Below are 20,112 nucleotides of genomic sequence, written 5' to 3' on the forward strand. Positions count from 1 at the left end.
AAAAGATTATGTTTAAGAAAATGGTGAGTTCGCCTCATACTCATTCAGGCAAATTAACCGCCCGTATTATGTTATGGGTGATTGCAGCCATGCTACCTGCCCTGCTCACACAGATTTATTATTTTGGAATGGGTGTTTTGGTGCAATCCGCTTTGGCTATTTCTTTCGCATTATTGCTTGAGTTTATTGTGACCAAATTGCGTAATAAGCCAAACCTAGTCTATATTTCAGATTTTAGTGTGGTGCTTACTGCCCTAATTTTAGCGATGGCGATTCCGCCTTATGCACCTTATTGGGTGATTTTAATTGGTACGCTTTCCTCAGTTATTCTAGGTAAACATGTTTATGGTGGCTTGGGACAAAACCCTTTCAATCCAGCTATGGTGGGTTATGTGGTGCTATTGATTTCTTTCCCACTACAAATGACAAGTTGGATGCCACCGATTTCATTATTGAATGAACCCCCAACATTTGCGGACTCTCTTTCTTTAATTTTCACTGGCTTAACTACTGACGGTTTTAGCTTAAGTCAACTTGTCCATTCCATTGATGGCATTACACAAGCAACACCATTAGACAGTGCGAAGATCTTTTATAAGCTCCATCAAGGCGATGAAAGCGTATTTCATGATTTTGTAAAATTACCGATTTTATTACAAAACGGGACTGACTTTGCTGAAGGTTGGTGGCAAGTCAATCTGGCATTCATGCTTGGTGGAATTATATTAATCTTAAAGAAAAAAATTCACTGGCAAATTCCCGTTTCAATGCTCGTGACCTTTGTGACCTTAGCTACTATCACTGCGATGTCAGGTTATCATCATTTAAGTATGATTAGCCAGCTCTTTAGCGGCGCGATGATGTTTGGTGCATTCTTTATTTCGACTGACCCTGTCACAGCCTCTATTACCCCTCGCGGCAAGCTTGTATTTGGTTCCTTGGTCGGATTATTGGTTTACCTCATTCGTTACTTTGGAAACTATCCTGACGGCGTGGCATTTGCGATTTTGTTAAGTAATATTTGTGTGCCACTTATCGACTACTACACCCGTCCTCGCGTAGCGGGACACTTTGCAAAAGGGAGAAAATAATGGGTATTTTTAAAGTCACCTCCCGTTTTGGTTTGTTATTAGGTTTTATTGCGCTTGTATGTACCGCTGTTTCTGCAGGCATTTATATGCTGACAAAAGATAAAATTGATGAAGCCATGGCTGAACAACAAAAAGCGTTATTGCTCCAAGTGATCCCTCAAGATTATTTTAATAATAACTTGCTTGAAAGCGTTGAGACGCCCGAGCAAGAGAAACTCAAAGGTATTCAAAAAGTCTATTTTGCGATCAAAGATCATGAGCCAACAGCCTATGCTTATGAAACGACAGCGCCAGATGGTTATTCAGGGAATATCCGTTTATTAGTAGGTATCACTCCAAAAGGTGAAGTTTTAGGTGTGCGAGTCATCGAACATCATGAAACCCCTGGATTAGGCGATAAAATCGAACTTCGCATTTCTGACTGGATTTTAAGTTTTACAAACCAAGTTATCGTACCTGAAAGCCTAAAAGATTGGGCGGTCAAAAAAGATGGCGGTAAATTCGACCAATTTTCCGGTGCAACGATTACGCCGCGCGCGATTGTGAATCAAGTAAAACGCTCTGCTCTCGTGATGCTTGAAAATGAGGCATTACTCAACGAGATGGCAAAAAAATACGCGCAATAGGATATTTATTATGACTGATTTAACCGAAAAAACGACCGCACTTGATGAGCAAAGTGCGGTTGAAAATTCAGAAGAAATAACACAAACGCCTTCTGTTTGGAAAGAAATCTTTATTCAAGGCGTATGGAAAAACAACTCTACCCTCGTGCAATTATTGGGGCTTTGTCCGCTGTTGGCTGTTTCAAGTACAGCAACAAATGCATTAGGTTTAGGTTTGGCGACTATGTTGGTTTTAACCTGTACAAACACCGTTGTTTCGCTCTTTCGTAAGCAAATCCCTCATGAAATCCGTATTCCGATTTATGTGATGATTATTGCCACCACCGTAACCGTGGTGCAATTATTGATGAATGCTTATACCTATACACTCTATCAAGCACTCGGGATTTTTATTCCTTTAATCGTGACTAACTGTATCGTCATCGGTCGTGCCGAAGCCTTTGCCTCTAAAAATAGCGTAGCACATGCTGCCTGGGATGGTTTTTCGATGGGATTAGGTATGGCATTAAGTATCACCGTATTAGGTGCGCTACGTGAAATCTTAGGCCAAGGCACCCTTTTTGACGGGATTGAAAACTTGTTCGGTCAATGGGCGAAATTCCTTACATTACATATTTATCACGCTGACAGCAGCTTTTTACTCTTTATTCTTCCGCCAGGTGCATTTATTGGATTAGGCATTCTACTGGCGATTAAAAACCGAATTGATATGAAAAAATGAACCAAGCTAAACGAATTGAAATCCTCACTCGACTTCGGGAGCAAAACCCGCATCCTACCACGGAATTAGAGTATAATTCGCCTTTCGAATTACTCATTGCTGTGATTTTGTCAGCCCAAGCCACCGATAAAGGCGTGAATAAAGCGACGGCAAAATTATTCCCTGTGGCAAATACCCCACAAGCTATTTTAGATCTCGGTTTAGAGGGATTAAAAGAATACATTAAAACTATCGGGCTTTATAACAGCAAAGCAGAAAATATCATTAAAACCTGCCGTGATTTAGTTGAAAAACATAATGGTAAAGTACCCGATAATCGAGAGGCCTTAGAAGCTCTTGCAGGTGTAGGTAGAAAAACAGCGAATGTGGTATTAAATACGGCTTTCGGTCATCCGACTATTGCAGTAGATACGCATATTTTTCGCGTATGCAACCGCACGAATTTTGCCCCTGGTAAAGATGTGGTAAAAGTGGAGGAAAAACTGCTCAAAGTTGTGCCTAAAGAATTTAAAGTGGATGTGCATCACTGGCTTATTTTGCACGGGCGCTATACCTGCATTGCCCGCAAACCTCGCTGTGGGGCTTGCATTATTGAAGATCTCTGCGAATACAAAGAAAAAACAGATTATTAAACGAATAAAAGCAAACGGAAAATATTATGACAACAAACAATCAATCTCGCCAAACTTGGTCTAGCCGACTAACTTATGTGCTCACCGTTGCAGGTGCGACAGTTGGCTTTGGAGCCACTTGGCGCTTTCCTTATTTAGTGGGTGAAAATGGCGGCGGTGCTTACGTACTCCTCTTTTGTATCGCGATGATTGTCATTGGTATCCCGATGATTTTAGTGGAAAACGTCATCGGCCGCCGTTTGCGTGTGAATTCTATTGATGCTTTTGGCGATAAAATCCAAGATAAAGGTAAAAACATTTCCAAATATTGGAAGATTCTTGGTTACATGGGGCTTCTCGGTGCATTTGGTATCATGGCTTATTACATGGTATTAGGTGGTTGGGTAATGTCTTATATCATCAGTCTAATAAATAACACCCTTGATATTTCCGCACCAATTACAAAAGAAGTGGCCAAAGATTTCTACGATTTACACATCAGCAACAGCCCATGGGAAATCATGCTTTACACCTTCCTGTTTGTGGCGGTGAATTACATTATTTTAGCGAAAGGTATCATCGGCGGGATTGAACGTTCTGTAAAATACTTAATGCCATTACTCTTTATTTTCCTCATCGGTATGGTGATTCGTAATCTTACCTTACCGGGTGCAATGGAAGGTGTGACTTTCTATTTAAAACCAGATTTCAGCAAAATCACACCTAAGTTATTCATCTTCGTATTAGGCCAAGTGTTCTTCGCATTAAGCCTTGGTTTCGGTGTATTAATTACCCTCTCCAGCTATTTGAACAAAGAAGAAAACCTTATTCAAACAGCGGTTATTACAGGTTTCACCAATACCATTATTGCTGTGTTATGTGGTTTTATGATCTTCCCGTCATTATTCACATTCGGCATTGAACCTAACGCAGGGCCAACCTTGGTTTTCCAAAGTTTACCAATTGTATTCTCACATTTATGGGCGGGTAAATTCTTTGCTATCGTGTTCTTCGGCTTATTGCTTATTGCCGCATTAACCACATCAATTACCATTTATGAAGTCATCATCACCGCATTACAAGAAAAACTCAGAATGCGCCGTGGTAAAGCGATTTTTGTTACCTTGATGGGGATCTTCTTATTAGGTAATGTGCCATCTATTTTAGGTGACAACCTTTGGAAAGATTTCACTATCTTCGGTAAAAGCATTTTCGATGCCTTCGATTTCGTCAGCGGCAATATTCTCTTTATGCTGACCGCACTTGGTTGTGCCATTTTCGTTGGTTTCGTGTTAAAAGACGATGCGAAAAAAGAACTCTCTTCGACACCGAATTCTGTCTTCACCACAATTTGGTTTAACTATGTGAAATTTGTGGTTCCAGTGATTATTTTGGTGATTTTTATCAGTAATATGTAATAAAAAAACCGAGCTATTTTGCTCGGTTTCTTTTTATCTATTCTCTATTTGGTTTCAGCTTGAATCTTTTTCTCCTCAAGCTCTTCCCAACGAAGGAAAGCCGTTTCAAGTTCGGCTTCGGTATCCGCTAATTCCTTAAGCTTCGTATCCGTTACATCATGGGCTTGTTGGAAAAAGTGAGGGTCACCAATTTCAGCTTGAAGTGCGGTGATTTTCTCTTCCAATTCTTCCAATAATTGTGGTAGCTGTTCTAACTCACGTTGTTCTTTATAAGAAAGTTTAACGGATTTCGGCTTTTGAGAAACAACGTCATTTTTAGCCGCACTTTCTTGTACTTTTGGTGCTTCTTTTTTGACTTTTTGCGCTTCTTGCTCTGCTTTCATCGCAAAGTAATTGGCTTGTTGTCCTTTCGCATCAAAGAAACCACCCACGTATTTATTCAATACGCCGTCGCCTTCAAAGAAATAACACTCCGTCGCGACGTTATCAATAAACTGACGATCATGGCTGACAATCAATAAGGTGCCTTGATAATCGGTGAGGATTTCTTCCAATAATTCTAAGGTTTCTACATCCAAGTCATTGGTTGGTTCATCGAGAATCAGCAAGTTATTCGGTTTCAGTAATAATTTAGCCAATAACAAGCGATTACGTTCACCACCAGAAAGGGCTTTTACGGGTGTCATGGCGCGTTTTGGTGGAAATAAGAAATCCTGTAAATAGCCCAACACATGACGTTTTACACCATTGACTTCAATATCCTGCTTGCCATCGGCAACGTTATCCATCACTGTTTTTTCTGGATCAAGATCAGCACGATATTGGTCAAAATAAGCGATATCTAATTTTGTACCACAATGAATGCGACCGCTGGTTGGCTTGATTTCACCTAATAAAAGTTTAATAAACGTGGTTTTTCCGCAACCATTTGGGCCAACCAATGCAATTTTATCGCCTCGTAGAATAGTCGTGCTGAAATCTTTGAGCAGCTGTTTGCCTTCAATCTCATAACTTACATCTTCCATTTCAAACACGATTTTGCCTGAACGACTTGAGTTATCTAATTGTAACTTAGCCGTACCCATTACCTCACGACGTTGGCGACGTTCTTCACGCATGGCTTTTAAAGCACGCACACGGCCTTCATTACGCGTACGGCGAGCTTTAATCCCTTGACGAATCCAAACCTCTTCTTGCGCTAAACGCTTATCAAAAAGGTCATTTTGCAATGCTTCTACACGTAAGCTTTCCTCTTTAGCGGTGAGGTATAAATCATAGTTACCTGGATAAGACACTAATTTTCCGCGATCTAAATCAACAATACGGGTCGCCATTTTGCGGATAAAAGAACGGTCGTGGGAAATAAATACAATACTTCCGGTAAATTCTAATAAGAAGTTTTCTAACCATTCAATTGCATCCACATCCAAGTGGTTGGTCGGTTCATCTAATAACAAGACATCAGGATTACACACTAACGCACGAGCAAGGGCGGCTTTACGCAACCAACCACCCGATAAATCCGCTAATTTGGTATCTGGATTTAACTCTAATTTTTGTAGGACTTCATTGATTTTATTTTCAAACTGCCAGCCATTGGCATGCTCTAATTTGGCTTGCACTTGTGCTAGTTGATTAAGAATTTGTTCGCTGTAATTTTGTGTCAATTCTTGCGAAATATGGTGATATTCCTTTAACAAATCCGCTAAATGCTCAATCCCTTCCGCCACATAATCGAAAACATTGCCTTCGGCGTGGCGCGGTGGGTCTTGTTCTAAACGCGAAACCACTAAATCTTTTTCATACTGCACTTTACCGTCATCCATGGTAACTTGCTGTGCAATAATTTTTAATAACGTTGATTTACCTGCCCCGTTACGTCCCACCAAACATACGCGCTCATTCGGTTCAATATGCAGTTCAGCATGATCAAGTAACGGGTGATCACTAAAAGAAAGATAAGCGTTAGTTAAACTAATTAATGCCACAAAATTGTCCTATAAATTCAAAATATCAATAAAAATAACCGCACTTTAGAGTTGATGATAAACCTTTAAGGCATAAGCATCTGACATGCCTGCGATATAGTCACAAATAATGCGTTTTTTACCCTGCTCCGGTGCATTTCTCCAACGATTAGCCGTATTCGTTGGCAATAAACGTTCTGGGTCAGACTCAAAAATCTGGAACATTTCCGTGAGAATACGTTGACCTTTATATTCAATACGTTGCGTTTCGACATGACGAATCACATATTTCCATACAAACTTTTTGAATACATTTAATGCGGCAATCACATCTTGCGGTAGTTCTGCGTTATAACGTAACAAAGGTTCATCAAAATTGTCGGTAACTTTCCAACGCACATGGGTGATAAAGAAATTCACTAATGCACCAATGGCATTTTTACGCTCAAAATGATGATTGGAGAATAATCGTTGGCTGACTTGTTCTATATTTTTTGCCAACCAATCTGAAGGAATCGTTTTAAGTTCGGCCAATGCTTCTTGCCATTGATGTTGATTTACTACACCAGTCACAATCGCATCTTCTAAATCGTGCACGCCATACGCAATATCATCCGCCAATTCCATAATACTGCAATCTAACGATTTAAATTGTGTTTTTAAAAGCTCGGCGGGATTTGACCGCGCTTTTTGAAATGAGCCAAATAAAGTGCGGTCATTTTCAGAAAGATTTTGCAACAGCCAAGTAAACATTGTGACGTCATCACGAAATAAACCTTTTCCAGGTTTCCAATCGCTAATTTTGACATAACGAGGATCAGAGTTTTCAGCATGCGGCAACTGAGCATATTGCGGTGAAGATAAGTCTAAAATATTCGGATATTTCACCACGCCTAAAATAGCACGACGCGTTAAATTCATCCCTGCTGTTTCAGTATAAGGTTCGAGTTTAGTAATAATACGAAAGGTCTGTGCATTACCTTCAAAACCACCATGATTACGCATCATATAATTTAGCGCCACTTCCCCTCCATGACCAAAGGGTGGATGACCAATATCATGCGCAAAGCACAAACTTTCAATTAAATCATTACTTGGCAATAAAGGATTAAGCTTTTTCTGTAATTCACTTTTTTCGATATGAAGCTGGTCTGAAATAGCAACATAACTTTCCGCAAATTTTAACTGGGAAACAAGGCTACTACCGATTTGTGCCACTTCAAGGGAATGAGTTAAACGAGTGCGATAAAAATCATTTTCGCCCACGGCGTGAATCTGTGTTTTTGCTTGCAAACAACGGAAAGCGGCAGAATGTAAAATCCGCCCGCGATCACGACGAAATGGTGGTCGATGATCTTTTTCGCGAGGCGGATCAGGAAGGAAACGTTCAGTCCAAAAATCAGCTAATTGGGTTCTCATAAAAATAGACGAATAATATGAAATACTAAGGGTGCTAAAATGGAGCTCATAATACCGCAAAGTACCAAAGAAATCGAACTATAACTACCGGCTTTCGGATCGGCTTCCATACAGCTTACCGTGCCTAATGCGTGAGAAACCGCACCAACAGATAAACCGACCGCTTCTTGTTGTTTAATCCCAACTTTTTTCAAGATGAGATAACCAAAAACAGACCCTTGCAAACCGGCGACAACCACACCTACCGCCGTCACGGCAGGAATGCCGCCTAAATGTGAAGCCACTTCCATTGCAATTGGGGTAGTAATTGATTTTGGTAATACCGTCGCGACCATTTCAGGGCTTGCACCTAAAATAATGGCAAAAATAGCCCCGGTAAACATTGAGAATATTGAGGCCAATACGACTACTGAAAGGATAATTTTCCATTGTTTCGCAATTTGACGAATTTGTTCATATAACGGTAATGCCAGTGCGACAATACTCAATCCTAATAAATTATTAATCGGCGCATTGCCTGCCATATAATCATCATAAGGAATATCGCTAACCACTAAAATCAGTACAAGAATGGATACTGTGAGCACGAACGTATTGAAAATCATGGATTTCCAACGTTTACTGATTTGTAATGCGAGCCAAAATCCAAAAATCGTTAAACCGGTATAAAGATAAATTGCATACTGCATAATAAAACCTTAGTCAGCTTGAAGATTGCGTCTTTCTAATACTTTTTTACGCTTATGGGTAAAGGATTGTTTATAAAATAAATAGTTTCCTATAAATGCAATAACTAAAAGTGTCAGAACGGTACTGAGAATATTTGGGATGAGCAAAACTTTCCACTGGGCCACGAGTAAATCATAATATTTGATAATACCCACGCTCACTGGCACAAAAAGGACCGCCATGTAGCGGATCAATAAGCTCGAGCCGAAATAAATCCACTCCAAGTGAATTACATGAGTCGTTAAACCTAAAAAAAGTAATAACAAGCCCCAAATGCTGCCTGGAATCCCCACTGGGATATAGTGAGAAATCAAATTGCCGAGTAGTAACATAATGTATAAAATGATGAGCGAACGAGCGAGTTGAACGCCTTTTTGGAGTAACATATTTCCTCTATCAACTTTTTTAATAACAATTAAAATTTATTTTACGCTTTTTTGTTAAAATTACCCATTCATTTTAGCTAAATTTTGCGATGCAGATCAAAGAAATTCCAAATGATTAAAAAATTCTTCTTATTTTTAACCCTAATTTTGACCGCACTTTGGTCTCAATTTTCAGTGGCAGCTGAACGCCAAATGGCGTGTTGGGTCGTCGGTGTAAGTGATGGCGATACCTTAACTTGCCTCTTACCGACTAAAAAACAATTCAAAGTACGATTACAAGAAATTGATGCTCCGGAAAAAGGCCAACCATTTGGAAAAAAAGCCAAACAATATCTTTCACAACTGGTTTTCAAACAAAATGTGACGTTGTCTGTTTCTGGTTATGATCGCTACCAACGTATTTTGGCAACGGTTTATCTGCAAGAACAAAATATCAACTTAGAAATGGTGAAGAACGGCATGGCGTGGGTTTATCCGCAATATGCTAAAAATCCAATCTACTTCCAGGCACAAGATTTTGCCCAGCAACAAAAAATTGGCTTATGGCGTGAACCCAACCCTGTTGCTCCTTATGAATGGCGTAAACAGAAAAAAACAGTCAAACACGGAGATAACCATGGCTTTTGATTATCAATTATTTAAAAATGAATTCCCTTATTTTAAATCGCCAAATGCCGTGGTTTATTTGGATAATGCGGCGACAGCATTAAAACCTCAAGCACTAATTGATGCAACGAGTACTTTTTATCAATCGGCAGGCTCTGTGCATCGTAGCCAGTACGAAGCTGCACAAACAGCACAATACGAAAATGCCCGTCACTTAGTCAAAACCTTAATTAATGCGGAAGATGAAAAAGCGGTGATTTGGACTTCCGGAACAACTCATAGCATTAATTTAGTAGCCAATGGTTTACTCCCTTCTTTACATGCAGATGATGAGATTTTAATTAGCCAAGCGGACCATCATGCTAATTTTGTTACTTGGCATGAAACAGCGAAAAAATGTGGGGCAAAAATTCAAGTGCTGCCTATTTTGGATAATTGGTTAATTGATGAAAATGCCTTAATTGCAGCCTTAAATGAGAAAACAAAATTAGTGGCACTCAATTTTGTTTCCAACGTAACGGGAACGGAACAACATATCCAACATTTAATTCGCCTAATCCGTCAACATAGCAATGCGCTCGTTTTAGTCGATGCGGCTCAGGCTATTAGTCATATACAGATTGATTTACAGGCATTAGATGCGGATTTTATTGCCTTTTCTGCACACAAAATTTATGGGCCAAACGGCATTGGCGTATTAAGCGGAAAACTAAGCTCACTTTCCTTGCTACAACCGCTTTTTTACGGTGGAAAAATGATTGAGCGTGTATCCCATGAATGTATTACCTTTGCCGACTTGCCTTATCGATTAGAGGCCGGCACACCGAATATTGCCGGTGTGATTGGTTTTGGTGCGGTGCTAAATTGGCTCAAAAAATGGGATTTTCAGGCAGCTGAAGCGCATGCCGTTGAGCTTGCTGAACAAAGTAAAGTGCGGTTAAAAAACTATCCGAATTGTCGTTTATTCAATTCACCGCAACCTAGTTCAGTAGTATGTTTTGTTTTTGATGGGATTGCGGCTTCGGATCTTGCTACCCTATTAAGTGAACAGAAAATTGCGTTGCGTGTTGGCGAACATTGCGCCCAACCTTACTTAGCCCGTCTTGGCGAGCGTACCACATTAAGACTTTCTTTTGCGCCTTACAATAGCCCGCAAGATGTGGATGCTTTTTTTGCGGCATTAGATAAATCCCTAGAGTTATTAACATGCTAGAAAACATTAAACAGGCAAAAAATTGGGAAGATCGTTACCGTTTCATTATTCAAGCGGGTAAACATCTTTCTCAACCTTCTCCAGATGAATTGGCTCAAATGCAATCAATTCAAGGCTGTGAAGCGGGACTTTGGTTTAAGGCTATTCCACAACATGATGGTACGTTTCAATTTCAAGCTTACAGCGAAGCGCGCATTATGAATGGTTTGTTATGGTTGTTGTTACAACACATCAACGGTAAAACTCGAGAGCAATTACAACAATTTAATATTCGTCAATTTTTTGATGAGCTTGGTATTGCCTCTCGCTTAAGTGAAACCCGCTTAAATGGTTTAAAACAAATTGAAGAAATCTTGCACAATCTATAAATTATGTATCTGATCGAACCCTTTTTTAAATTAACCGCCTTAGAAAATGACATCAGCCAACAAAGCCGTTTGCTCAATGCAGTCATCGACCAATGGCGTTATAACGGGCAAATTATCGGCCGTGAAATCCCGCTTTATTTGACGGAGGAAGACGAGCAACAAGGTTTTGCAGTGCGCGTTATTTGCCCTGAGCAAGATAGCCTTTTGCCCGAGAACAATAACCAAACTGTAAATCTGGCGATGGAAAATGCTGAAAAGTGCGGTCTACATTTTCAAGGTTTTCAAATTATTGCAGATGATTTAAATGCAGACAGCACTGCAGAATGCAGCCATCCAGCATGGCAGATACTTTATACCACACATTTGCAATCTTGCTCGCCATTACATAGCGGAGATAATTTCTCCCCAATTCCGCTCTATAAACAGCTAAAAAATCAACCGCACTTAAGCCAAGATTTGATTAAATGGCAGGAAAATTGGCAGGCCTGCGATCAGTTGCAAATGAATGGTTCGGCTTTAGAAAAAGAAGCATTAAATGAAATCACAGAGATTCATAGCACACTCAGCAAACATGGACGCTACCTTGCTGCCGAAATTGAAAAAGAAAGCGGCATACCGACCTATTATTATTTATACCGTGTCGGTGGCCATTCTTTAAAATCGGAACAACAACGCTGTTGCCCGCATTGTGGTGGCAATTGGGCATTAGACGTGCCACTATTTGATGTAATTTACTTTAAATGCGACCAATGTCGATTAGTCTCGAATGTGTCGTGGAATTTTTTATAGCGATTTCGTTATTCAGGAAAACACATGAACTATCAAGATAAAAGCCTTCAATCTTTAAAACTCGGTCAAGCAACAGAATATGCGGCAAATTATGACCGCACTTTGTTACAACCCGTGCCTCGTAAACTCAATCGTGATGGCTTAGGCATTACCGAACAACAGCCTTTTACCCAAGGCACTGATATTTGGACAGCCTATGAAATTTCTTGGTTGAATCCCAAAGGTTTGCCGCAAGTGGCTATTGCCGATGTGGAAATTGATTATCGCAGTGAAAATTTAATTGAATCAAAAAGCTTTAAACTCTATTTAAACAGCTTTAACCAAAGCAAATTTGCTGATTTTGCTAGTGTAGAACGCACAATGCGTGAAGATCTAAGTGCTTGTGCTCAAGGTGAGGTCAAAGTACGTTTACATCCATTATCCCACTATCAAGGACAACGTATTGATACGTTAATCGGCGATTGCATTGATGATCAGGATATCGAAATCCACAGCTACGAATTTAATGCGGATATTTTGCAAAATTGCACATCAGATAACGTGGTGGAAGAAACCTTAGTAAGCCATTTATTGAAATCTAACTGTCTTATCACCAGTCAGCCGGATTGGGGAACCGTGCAAATTCATTATGTGGGTAAGCAAATCGATCGCGAAAAACTTCTCCGCTACATAGTGTCTTTCCGTCAACATAATGAGTTTCACGAGCAGTGTGTCGAGCGTATTTTCTGTGACTTGATGCATTACGCCAAACCAGAAAAACTCACCGTCTATGCACGTTATACGCGCCGTGGTGGATTGGACATTAATCCATTCCGTTCGAACTTTGAGGAAATTCCACAAAATTTACGTTTGGCAAGACAATAAGTAAAAAGAAAAAGTGCGGTGAAAATCAACCGCACTTTTTACTTTATACGTGACGTAAATCGTGAGCTTGTTGTAATAACTGACGACTTTCTTGCAAAAATTGATCAGAATATTCCCCAAACCATTCTCTCACTTGATGGAAAGCATCAATAAATCCTTGACGATCGCCTTTTTCAAAGAATTGTAACGCTTCTTCATAGGTTTGTTTCAAACTTTCAATCACATCTAAATTTTCTGGCTTATCCATAATAATATCTGCATAAAGTGCCGCATCTTGAGCAAATAGACGACCAATCATAGCTAATTCCAAACGATAAATCGGGGAAGATAGCGCCAATAAATTGCTTAAATTGACGGGCTGTTTAGAAAGATGCAGACCATTCGCAAAGGTAGAAAAGTGACGTAATGCTTGAATGTACGTCATATTGTGATCATGCTCAGCTGCATCAATTTGGTAAATTTTTGCACCCCAGATTTGAATTTGCTCCAGTAACCATTCATAACACTCACTAAAGCGCCCATCACAACACACAACCACTTGTTTTGCCATGCTCGCAATATCAGGGCCAAACATTGGATGCAATCCAACTACTGCCCCTTTATGCACCTCTAACATTTTAGCTAATGGAGCACGTTTCACGGAGGTGAGATCCGCCAGTAGCATATTTTCCGTTAAATAGGGTTTTAAACGTTCTATGGTTTCTAACGTGTGATCAATTGGCACGGAAACAATGACAACATCTGCATTCGTTAAAATGCGTTCTGCCACATCCCAATCATCCAGATCTAAAATAGAAATAGGATAACCAGAAGCGCGCAAATAGCGGGCAAGTAATTGCCCCATTTTTCCGTAACCGCCGACAATAACAATTTTGTTAATGGCTGGATTCAGGGTTTTAAAACCAAATTGATTTTCATTGGAGTAAGATTCACGCATAAAACGACGGAGCACATCTTCGATGAGTTGTGGAGAGATTCCCGCTTTCGCCGCTTCTTCTCGGCGGGCTTGTAACATCGCTAATTCACGATCTGGTGCATAAATCGGCAAACCTTTTTCATGCTTTACTTCGCCGACTAGGGTCACCAATTCGAGGCGTTTAGCAAAAAGTTGAATCAGTTCACGATCGAGCGCATCAATTTCCTGACGTAAATGATTAAGGACATCCATAATTCACCTGTAATATCTTATTTACATAGATTGCAATTAAAAGGTTACAGGTGAGATTACTGGAATTAAAACAGAAAGGCAAATGATTAGAGAGATTGTGTAATCAGACGTTGCGGACGAATCACATTGTTATCATCCACAAGTGCCACGCCTAAAAAGATATTCTCGTCAGAAAACAACCGCACTTGACCATGTAATTTTGCTTCATTCGCAAATTTAACGCGCTGTCCAAAGCCAATACCTTTACTCTGCTCTGCATTTAACTGTAATGCAGGTAATTTACTGACTGCGGTATCTGTCGGTAAAAGATGTTGATCAAGTTGAGCAAGATCACCTTGCTCTGCAAGCGCCTGCAAAGCATCCCATGTCATCATCTTTTCTGTTGGATAATCCGCAACCGCAGTTCGACGTAACACGGTCACATGGGCACCACAACCTAATACTTCACCTAAATCATCCACTAATGTACGGATATAGGTTCCTTTCGAACAATGCACTTCTAAGGTTAGAAAAGGGGCTTGATACTCGATAAAGTTTAGCTCAAAAATCGTAATAGGACGGGCCTCACGTTCTACCGTAATGCCTGCGCGAGCATACTCATACAACGGTTTCCCATTGTGCTTTAATGCAGAAAACATGGTCGGTACTTGCAAAATATCACCACGGAATTGTTCAAGTGCGGTCAAAATTTGTGATGTTTCCACATTGACAGGACGCGTTTCGACCACTTGTCCTTCTGCATCCGAGGTATCCGTACGTTCACCTAATTTTGCTGTAACCACATAGCGTTTATCTGCATCTAATAAGAATTGGGAAAACTTTGTCGCTTCGCCTAAGCAAATAGGCAACATACCGGTTGCTAATGGATCGAGCGCACCGGTATGTCCAGCTTTATTCGCTTGGAATACGCGTTTCACTTTTTGCATAATGTCATTCGATGACATGCCTTGTGGCTTATCTAATAAAAATACGCCATCAATATCACGTCCACGCTTACGAGGTTTCGACATTAGTCATTTTCCTCAACGTGTTTTTTCTCGTCTTCACGAATCACGTTTGTCACCAAATTAGACATACGCATCCCTTCAACTAAGGACTGATCGTAGAAGAAACGAATTTCCGGCACAATGCGTAAGCGCATCGCTTTACCCACTAATGAACGGATATAAGGTGCTGCTTTTTCCAAACCTTTCATGCCTTGTGCAATCGCCACTTCATCATGATCAAACAAAAATGTGACAAACACTTTTGCATAAGCTAAATCGCTTGAAACTTCCACATCTGACACGGTTACCATGCCAATACGGGGATCTTTTACTTCCCGTTGTAAAATGATGGCGATTTCTTTTTGTAATTCTTGTGCAACACGATCGCTGCGTTTAAATTCTCTTGCCATAATATTTCTCTTATTAAAAAGCGGTCAAAAATACGTTGAATTTTGACCGCTCTTTTTATCGATTAGATTGAACGTTTAACTTCAACGACTTCAAACACCTCGATTTGGTCGCCGACTTTTACGTCATTGTAGTTTTTAACGCCGATACCACATTCCATACCATTACGGACTTCCGATACGTCATCTTTAAAGCGACGGAGAGATTCCAATTCACCTTCAAAGATTACCACGTTATCACGTAATACGCGGATTGGGTTGTTACGTTTTACTACACCTTCGGTCACCATACAACCCGCGATTGCGCCAAATTTCGGATGTTTAAACACATCACGCACTTCAGCCAAGCCGATGATTTCTTGTTTGAATTCAGGTTGTAACATACCGCTCATCGCTGCTTTCACATCATTTAATAGTTCATAAATGATAGAGTAATAACGAAGGTCAATATTTTCTGCTTCGATAATACGACGAGCTGAAGCATCCGCACGAACGTTAAAGCCAACCATAATCGCATTAGAAGCTGCCGCTAAGGTTGCATCAGTTTCAGAAATACCACCGACACCAGAGCCCACTACTTTCACTTTCACTTCGTCAGTAGAAAGATCTTGTAACGATTGAATAATCGCTTCCACAGAACCCTGAACGTCCGCTTTCACAATGATGTTCAGTTCAGCCACATCACCTTCCGTCATATTGCTAAACATATTTTCAAGTTTCGCTTTTTGCTGACGAGCAAGTTTCACTTCACGGAACTTACCTTGACGGTGTAACGCCACTTCACGTGCTTTTTTCTCATCACGTACTACAGTTACTTCATCACCCGCTGCTGGTACACCAGAAAGACCTAACACCTCAACAGGGATAGATGGGCCTGCTTCATCGATTTCTTTACCGTTTTCATCACGCATTGCACGAACACGACCGTATTCAAAACCGCAAAGTACAATATCACCTTTACGTAAAGTACCAGATTGAACAAGAATTGTCGCTACCGGACCACGACCTTTATCAAGGTAAGATTCAATCACTACACCGCTTGCCATGCCGTCTTTTACAGCCGTTAATTCAAGTACTTCTGATTGAAGCAAGATGGCATCTAATAAGTCATCAACACCGGTACCTTTCTTCGCAGAAACAGGAACGAATTGCACATCACCACCGAATTTCTCAGAAATCACTTCGTGTTGAAGTAATTCTTGTTCTACTCGGTCTGGATTTGCTTCTGGTTTATCAATTTTGTTCACTGCAACCACTAAAGGCGCACCTGCTGCTTTCGCGTGTTGAATCGCTTCAATGGTTTGAGGCATCACACCATCATCTGCCGCAACAACAAGAACGACGATATCTGTTGCTTTCGCACCACGTGCACGCATTGAGGTAAATGCGGCGTGTCCTGGCGTATCTAAGAAGGTGATCATTTTGCCGTCATCCATTTCTACGTGGTACGCACCGATGTGCTGAGTAATACCACCCGCCTCACCTGCTGCAACTTTCGCTTTACGAATATAGTCAAGCAATGAGGTTTTACCATGGTCAACGTGCCCCATGATCGTTACAACTGGTGCACGAGTTACTTTTTCAGCATTAACATCGCGATCGCCTAATACTTCTTCTTCAAGTTCATTTTCATTGCGAAGAATCACTTTGTGACCTAATTCTTCAGCCACTAACTGTGCTGTTTCTTGGTCAAGCACTTGGTTAATGGTTACCATTTCGCCCATCTTCATCATAGCTTTGATGATTTCAGTCGCTTTGGTTGCCATTTTGTTTGCTAATTCCGCAACGGTAATTGTTTCACCAATAACAACATCCTGTTTCACAACCTGAACAGGTTTTGTGAAGGCTTGTTGTAATGCTGCACCTTTCTTACCATTTTTACCTTTACCGAATTTACCGTCTTTTTGATTTTTACGGTTAGATTCACGCTCATTTTTATTACCGCCCTTCACGTCATCGCGTTCTTTTTTCGCTTTAGCCACTTTATTTTTGCCGCGACCACGATTTTCATTACGGCGTTCTTCTTCATCTTCTGCTTCTAAAGCATAACGAGAGCTTAAATTGTAATCAGTATAATCTTCTGATGCGCTTTCATTGCTTGATGTATCCGCTTCAGCATAACGTTTAGCATCTTCAGCTGCTTTACGTGCTTGCTCTTCAGCCTTTTGACGAGCCAGCTCTTCCGCTTTGCGACGAAGTTCTGCTTCTTCCGCTTTACGTTTTTCTTTTTCTGGATCAACCGATTTAGGTTTATTTTCAACCGCACTTTGTGCTGGTTTCGCTGCTTTTTCTGCTTCAACCTTAGCTTTTTCGGCTTTCGCTTTTTCCGCTGCAGCTTTTTCAGCAGCTAAACGTGCTTTTTCTTCTGCCGCTTTCTTCTCTGCTTCTTGCTGTGCTTTTAATTTTTCTGCCTCAGCGGCTTTTCGCGCAGCATCTGTTGGCACAGTGCGTTTTTTACGAACTTCAACTTGTACCGCTTTTGCTTTACCGCCAGCTGTTGTACTGCTTACGGTTGTTTTTGTTCTGCGTTGAATACTTAGTTTTTTCGGTGCATTCGCATCCGCATTTTTTACATCTTCAGTCATTATTAAACTCCTTACTCTTCGCTAAACCAGCAAATATTACGCGCAGCCATAATAAAGTCAGCGGCTTGCTCTGCGGTTAATTCTTCGATATCAGCTAAATCATCTACACCTTGCTCAGCAAGTTCTTCAAGCGTAGTAATTTGTTTTTCAGCTAATTTAAAGGCAATGTGACGATTCATCCCTTCAAGATTTAATAAACGATCTTCAATATTCGCTTTTTTCAAGGCTTCTTCTTCAGCTGCAGCCGCTGCAGTAATGGCATCTTTTGCACGACCTTGTAACTCTTCGATAAGATCTTCATCTTCTAAACCATCAATTGCAGTCAGTTCACTCACAGGAACATAAGCCACTTCTTCTAAAGAAGTAAAGCCTTCATCTACTAAGATTTGAGCAAACTCTTCATCAAGACCTAATTTATCCATAAATAAATTCAATACTTTAATATCTTCCGCTTGATGTTTTTCATTTAATTGTTCGGTAGTCATGACATTTAATGTCCAACCGGTTAATTGTGTCGCTAAACGTACATTCTGACCATTACGACCAATTGCTTGTGCTAAGTTGTCAGCATTAACCGCAATATCCATTGAGTGGTTATCTTCATCAACGATGATTGAAGTCACATCAGCTGGCGCCATTGCATTGATCACATATTGTGCCGGATTGTCATCCCAAAGTACGATATCCACACGTTCACCACCTAACTCATTGGTAATCGCTTGAACGCGTGCACCACGCATACCCACACATGCACCAACTGGGTCGATACGTTTATCATTTGATTTCACCGCAATTTTTGCACGAGAACCAGGATCACGTGCTGCACCTCGAATTTCAAGCATTTCTTCGCCGATTTCTGGTACTTCAATACGGAATAACTCGATTAACATTTCAGGTTTTGCACGAGTCACAAATAATTGTGCGGTTTTGCTTTCTGGATTCACTTTATAAAGCACACCACGTACACGATCGCCTGGACGGAAATTTTCACGTGGAAGCATATCTTCACGCATAATCACGGCTTCAGCTTTATTGCCTAAATCTAAAATAATGCTTTCACGATTTACTTTTTTCACTGTACCAGTAACAATCTTACCTTCTTCAGAACGGAATTGCTCAACCACTTTTGCACGCTCTGCTTCACGGATTTTAGTGCTGATTACTTGGCGAGCGGTTTGCATTGCAATACGGTCAAATGCGATAGACTCAATTTGGTCTTCAACATAATCACCAAGTTGAATATTAGGATCTTCAAATTGTGCCGCTTCTAATGTCATTTCTTTTGTTGGCACTTTAACTTCATCCACAACCAACCAGCGACGGAATGTATCAAACTCCCCTGTTTTGGTGTTGATAGACACACGAATATCGGTTTCATAGTCATATTTTTTCTTCGTTGAAAGCGCAATTGCACTCTCTAACGCTTCAAAAATCTTTTCACGTGGTAATAACTTCTCGTTAGATACTGCTTCAGCAGCTAACAAAATCTCTTTACTCATTTTCCTTTTTCTCCTTTAAAATTTTGCGATTACATTGGCTTTTTGAATGTTGCCAAAAATAAGAACTTGTTCCTGACCATCAACAATAAGTGTCAACATGTCATTTTCAATTTTTTCCAATTTACCTTGCCATTTACGACGATCTAAAACGGGAATACGTAAATGTACGGCGATATCCTCGCCTACATAACGTTGGAATTGTTCAAGCGTAAATAATGGACGATCGAGACCTGGTGATGATACTTCTAGGTTATATTTATCCGCAATTGGATCTTCCACATCTAAAATCGCGCTTACTTGACGACTTACATCAGCACAATCATCAACGCCTACGCCACCTTCTTTATCAATGAATAAACGGACGGTCATAAAACGCCCTGCACGTTGGCATTCAATCCCCCAAAGCTCGCAGCCTAAGTCTTCTACTGCACCTTGAAGCATCTCTTGCAATTTTTGTTCTAATGTTGCCAATTTTTGCTCCTAATCTTAAAATTCAGACATAAAAAAAGGGTTAGGTTCGTCAATGAACCTAAGCCCAGTTTCTAAATTTCTCGTACAAAAAAACCCCAAATTTGGGGTTCTTTTTACTGAACTTGTTATTGGTTGCGGGGGCCGGATTTGAACCGACGGCCTTCGGGTTATGAGCCCGACGAGCTACC

20 protein-coding genes are annotated in these 20,112 nt (G+C 40.5%); 10 read left to right on the plus strand and 10 right to left on the minus strand.

The genetic code is table 11. The annotated features are described in order from the left end of the window. Nucleotides 1-8 precede the first annotated feature (8 nt). Genes rsxD through ADA56_RS01005 form a run of 5 tightly spaced genes read left to right on the plus strand, consistent with a single transcriptional unit; the run spans nt 9 to nt 4,467 of the window. Nucleotides 9-1,091 (plus strand): electron transport complex subunit RsxD, encoded by a 1,083-nt coding sequence (gene rsxD / locus ADA56_RS00985; RefSeq protein WP_049368790.1) that lies wholly within the window; start codon nt 9-11, stop codon nt 1,089-1,091. Continuing rightward, nucleotides 1,091-1,717: an electron transport complex subunit RsxG gene (gene rsxG / locus ADA56_RS00990; RefSeq protein ID WP_049368791.1), complete on the plus strand. Its 627-nt coding sequence runs from the start codon at nt 1,091-1,093 to the stop codon at nt 1,715-1,717. The genes rsxD and rsxG overlap by 1 nt, the downstream gene beginning before the upstream one ends. A gap of 10 nt (nt 1,718-1,727) precedes the next feature. Continuing rightward, entirely contained in the window at nt 1,728-2,438 is a 711-nt protein-coding gene (locus tag ADA56_RS00995; protein WP_049368792.1) for an electron transport complex subunit E, read from the plus strand. Continuing rightward, the gene (gene nth, locus ADA56_RS01000) at nt 2,435-3,070 is read left to right on the plus strand and encodes an endonuclease III (RefSeq protein WP_049368793.1); all 636 of its coding nucleotides are present in this window, start codon (nt 2,435-2,437) and stop codon (nt 3,068-3,070) included. Before ADA56_RS00995 ends, nth begins: the two co-directional genes overlap by 4 nt. Nucleotides 3,071-3,096: 26 nt before the next feature. After that, the gene (locus ADA56_RS01005) at nt 3,097-4,467 is read left to right on the plus strand and encodes a sodium-dependent transporter (protein ID WP_049368794.1); all 1,371 of its coding nucleotides are present in this window, start codon (nt 3,097-3,099) and stop codon (nt 4,465-4,467) included. A 44-nt stretch (nt 4,468-4,511) separates the two neighbouring features. Here ADA56_RS01005 and ADA56_RS01010 read toward each other — a convergent pair whose 3' ends face one another. Genes ADA56_RS01010 through ADA56_RS01025 form a run of 4 tightly spaced genes read right to left on the minus strand, consistent with a single transcriptional unit; the run spans nt 4,512 to nt 8,968 of the window. Next, a complete protein-coding gene (locus ADA56_RS01010; RefSeq protein ID WP_049368795.1) occupies nt 4,512-6,455 on the minus strand; it encodes an ABC transporter ATP-binding protein in 1,944 nt (647 codons plus the stop codon). Between the two features lie 45 nt (nt 6,456-6,500). Then, nucleotides 6,501-7,853: an anti-phage deoxyguanosine triphosphatase gene (locus ADA56_RS01015; RefSeq protein ID WP_049368796.1), complete on the minus strand. Its 1,353-nt coding sequence runs from the start codon at nt 7,851-7,853 to the stop codon at nt 6,501-6,503. Continuing rightward, entirely contained in the window at nt 7,850-8,545 is a 696-nt protein-coding gene (locus tag ADA56_RS01020; RefSeq protein WP_049368797.1) for a CidB/LrgB family autolysis modulator, read from the minus strand. The genes ADA56_RS01015 and ADA56_RS01020 overlap by 4 nt, the downstream gene beginning before the upstream one ends. A gap of 6 nt (nt 8,546-8,551) precedes the next feature. Continuing rightward, on the minus strand, nt 8,552-8,968 hold the full coding sequence (locus tag ADA56_RS01025) for a CidA/LrgA family protein (protein ID WP_049368798.1): 417 nt from the start codon (nt 8,966-8,968) through the stop codon (nt 8,552-8,554). Nucleotides 8,969-9,079: 111 nt separating this feature from the next. Between ADA56_RS01025 and ADA56_RS01030 the strand changes: the two genes are divergently transcribed. The 5 genes from ADA56_RS01030 to queF are packed head-to-tail and all read left to right on the plus strand — an operon-like array spanning nt 9,080 to nt 12,808. Beyond that, complete coding sequence (locus ADA56_RS01030; RefSeq protein WP_049368799.1) at nt 9,080-9,595, plus strand: thermonuclease family protein; 516 nt, start codon at nt 9,080-9,082, stop codon at nt 9,593-9,595. Next, entirely contained in the window at nt 9,585-10,787 is a 1,203-nt protein-coding gene (locus ADA56_RS01035) for a cysteine desulfurase (RefSeq protein ID WP_049368800.1), read from the plus strand. The genes ADA56_RS01030 and ADA56_RS01035 overlap by 11 nt, the downstream gene beginning before the upstream one ends. Next, nucleotides 10,781-11,155: a SufE family protein gene (locus ADA56_RS01040; protein WP_049368801.1), complete on the plus strand. Its 375-nt coding sequence runs from the start codon at nt 10,781-10,783 to the stop codon at nt 11,153-11,155. Before ADA56_RS01035 ends, ADA56_RS01040 begins: the two co-directional genes overlap by 7 nt. Before the next feature lie 3 nt (nt 11,156-11,158). Then, nucleotides 11,159-11,944, plus strand: coding sequence for a Zn-ribbon-containing protein (locus ADA56_RS01045; RefSeq protein WP_049368802.1), 786 nt, complete (start codon nt 11,159-11,161; stop codon nt 11,942-11,944). Between the two features lie 24 nt (nt 11,945-11,968). Next, nucleotides 11,969-12,808, plus strand: a complete 840-nt coding sequence (gene queF, locus ADA56_RS01050) for an NADPH-dependent 7-cyano-7-deazaguanine reductase QueF (protein ID WP_049368803.1) — start codon at nt 11,969-11,971, stop codon at nt 12,806-12,808. A gap of 43 nt (nt 12,809-12,851) precedes the next feature. Here queF and tyrA read toward each other — a convergent pair whose 3' ends face one another. The 6 genes from tyrA to rimP all read right to left on the minus strand — a co-directional run bounded on the left by tyrA (nt 12,852) and on the right by rimP (nt 19,924). Further along, the gene (tyrA, locus tag ADA56_RS01055; RefSeq protein WP_049368804.1) at nt 12,852-13,976 is read right to left on the minus strand and encodes a bifunctional chorismate mutase/prephenate dehydrogenase; all 1,125 of its coding nucleotides are present in this window, start codon (nt 13,974-13,976) and stop codon (nt 12,852-12,854) included. 86 nt (nt 13,977-14,062) lie between these two features. After that, entirely contained in the window at nt 14,063-14,986 is a 924-nt protein-coding gene (gene truB, locus ADA56_RS01060) for a tRNA pseudouridine(55) synthase TruB (protein ID WP_049368805.1), read from the minus strand. Next, a complete protein-coding gene (rbfA, locus tag ADA56_RS01065) occupies nt 14,986-15,372 on the minus strand; it encodes a 30S ribosome-binding factor RbfA (protein ID WP_005699364.1) in 387 nt (128 codons plus the stop codon). The genes truB and rbfA overlap by 1 nt, the downstream gene beginning before the upstream one ends. A gap of 62 nt (nt 15,373-15,434) precedes the next feature. Beyond that, nucleotides 15,435-17,954, minus strand: coding sequence for a translation initiation factor IF-2 (gene infB / locus ADA56_RS01070; RefSeq protein WP_049368806.1), 2,520 nt, complete (start codon nt 17,952-17,954; stop codon nt 15,435-15,437). A gap of 11 nt (nt 17,955-17,965) precedes the next feature. After that, nucleotides 17,966-19,453, minus strand: coding sequence for a transcription termination factor NusA (gene nusA / locus ADA56_RS01075; protein WP_049368807.1), 1,488 nt, complete (start codon nt 19,451-19,453; stop codon nt 17,966-17,968). Nucleotides 19,454-19,468: 15 nt separating this feature from the next. Further along, nucleotides 19,469-19,924, minus strand: a complete 456-nt coding sequence (rimP, locus tag ADA56_RS09775) for a ribosome maturation factor RimP (RefSeq protein WP_005696017.1) — start codon at nt 19,922-19,924, stop codon at nt 19,469-19,471. Nucleotides 19,925-20,112: the final 188 nt, after the last annotated feature.

Source organism: Parahaemophilus parainfluenzae (genome assembly GCF_001055095.1).
In the GTDB taxonomy this organism is placed as follows: domain Bacteria; phylum Pseudomonadota; class Gammaproteobacteria; order Enterobacterales; family Pasteurellaceae; genus Haemophilus_D; species Haemophilus_D parainfluenzae_Z.

What these genes read in the sequence shown, in the direction of transcription:
- ADA56_RS01030 (WP_049368799.1), top strand. Translation starts at nt 9,080, where the DNA reads ATGATTAAAAAATTCTTCTTATTTTTAACCCTAATTTTGACCGCACTT.
- queF (WP_049368803.1), top strand. Translation starts at nt 11,969, where the DNA reads ATGAACTATCAAGATAAAAGCCTTCAATCTTTAAAACTCGGTCAAGCA.
- nusA (WP_049368807.1), bottom strand. Translation starts at nt 19,453, where the DNA reads ATGAGTAAAGAGATTTTGTTAGCTGCTGAAGCAGTATCTAACGAGAAG.
- ADA56_RS01015 (WP_049368796.1), bottom strand. Translation starts at nt 7,853, where the DNA reads ATGAGAACCCAATTAGCTGATTTTTGGACTGAACGTTTCCTTCCTGAT.
- ADA56_RS01040 (WP_049368801.1), top strand. Translation starts at nt 10,781, where the DNA reads ATGCTAGAAAACATTAAACAGGCAAAAAATTGGGAAGATCGTTACCGT.
- rsxD (WP_049368790.1), top strand. Translation starts at nt 9, where the DNA reads ATGTTTAAGAAAATGGTGAGTTCGCCTCATACTCATTCAGGCAAATTA.
- rbfA (WP_005699364.1), bottom strand. Translation starts at nt 15,372, where the DNA reads ATGGCAAGAGAATTTAAACGCAGCGATCGTGTTGCACAAGAATTACAA.
- infB (WP_049368806.1), bottom strand. Translation starts at nt 17,954, where the DNA reads ATGACTGAAGATGTAAAAAATGCGGATGCGAATGCACCGAAAAAACTA.
- rsxG (WP_049368791.1), top strand. Translation starts at nt 1,091, where the DNA reads ATGGGTATTTTTAAAGTCACCTCCCGTTTTGGTTTGTTATTAGGTTTT.
- ADA56_RS01005 (WP_049368794.1), top strand. Translation starts at nt 3,097, where the DNA reads ATGACAACAAACAATCAATCTCGCCAAACTTGGTCTAGCCGACTAACT.
- ADA56_RS01025 (WP_049368798.1), bottom strand. Translation starts at nt 8,968, where the DNA reads ATGTTACTCCAAAAAGGCGTTCAACTCGCTCGTTCGCTCATCATTTTA.
- ADA56_RS01035 (WP_049368800.1), top strand. Translation starts at nt 9,585, where the DNA reads ATGGCTTTTGATTATCAATTATTTAAAAATGAATTCCCTTATTTTAAA.
- ADA56_RS00995 (WP_049368792.1), top strand. Translation starts at nt 1,728, where the DNA reads ATGACTGATTTAACCGAAAAAACGACCGCACTTGATGAGCAAAGTGCG.
- ADA56_RS01045 (WP_049368802.1), top strand. Translation starts at nt 11,159, where the DNA reads ATGTATCTGATCGAACCCTTTTTTAAATTAACCGCCTTAGAAAATGAC.
- tyrA (WP_049368804.1), bottom strand. Translation starts at nt 13,976, where the DNA reads ATGGATGTCCTTAATCATTTACGTCAGGAAATTGATGCGCTCGATCGT.
- nth (WP_049368793.1), top strand. Translation starts at nt 2,435, where the DNA reads ATGAACCAAGCTAAACGAATTGAAATCCTCACTCGACTTCGGGAGCAA.
- truB (WP_049368805.1), bottom strand. Translation starts at nt 14,986, where the DNA reads ATGTCGAAACCTCGTAAGCGTGGACGTGATATTGATGGCGTATTTTTA.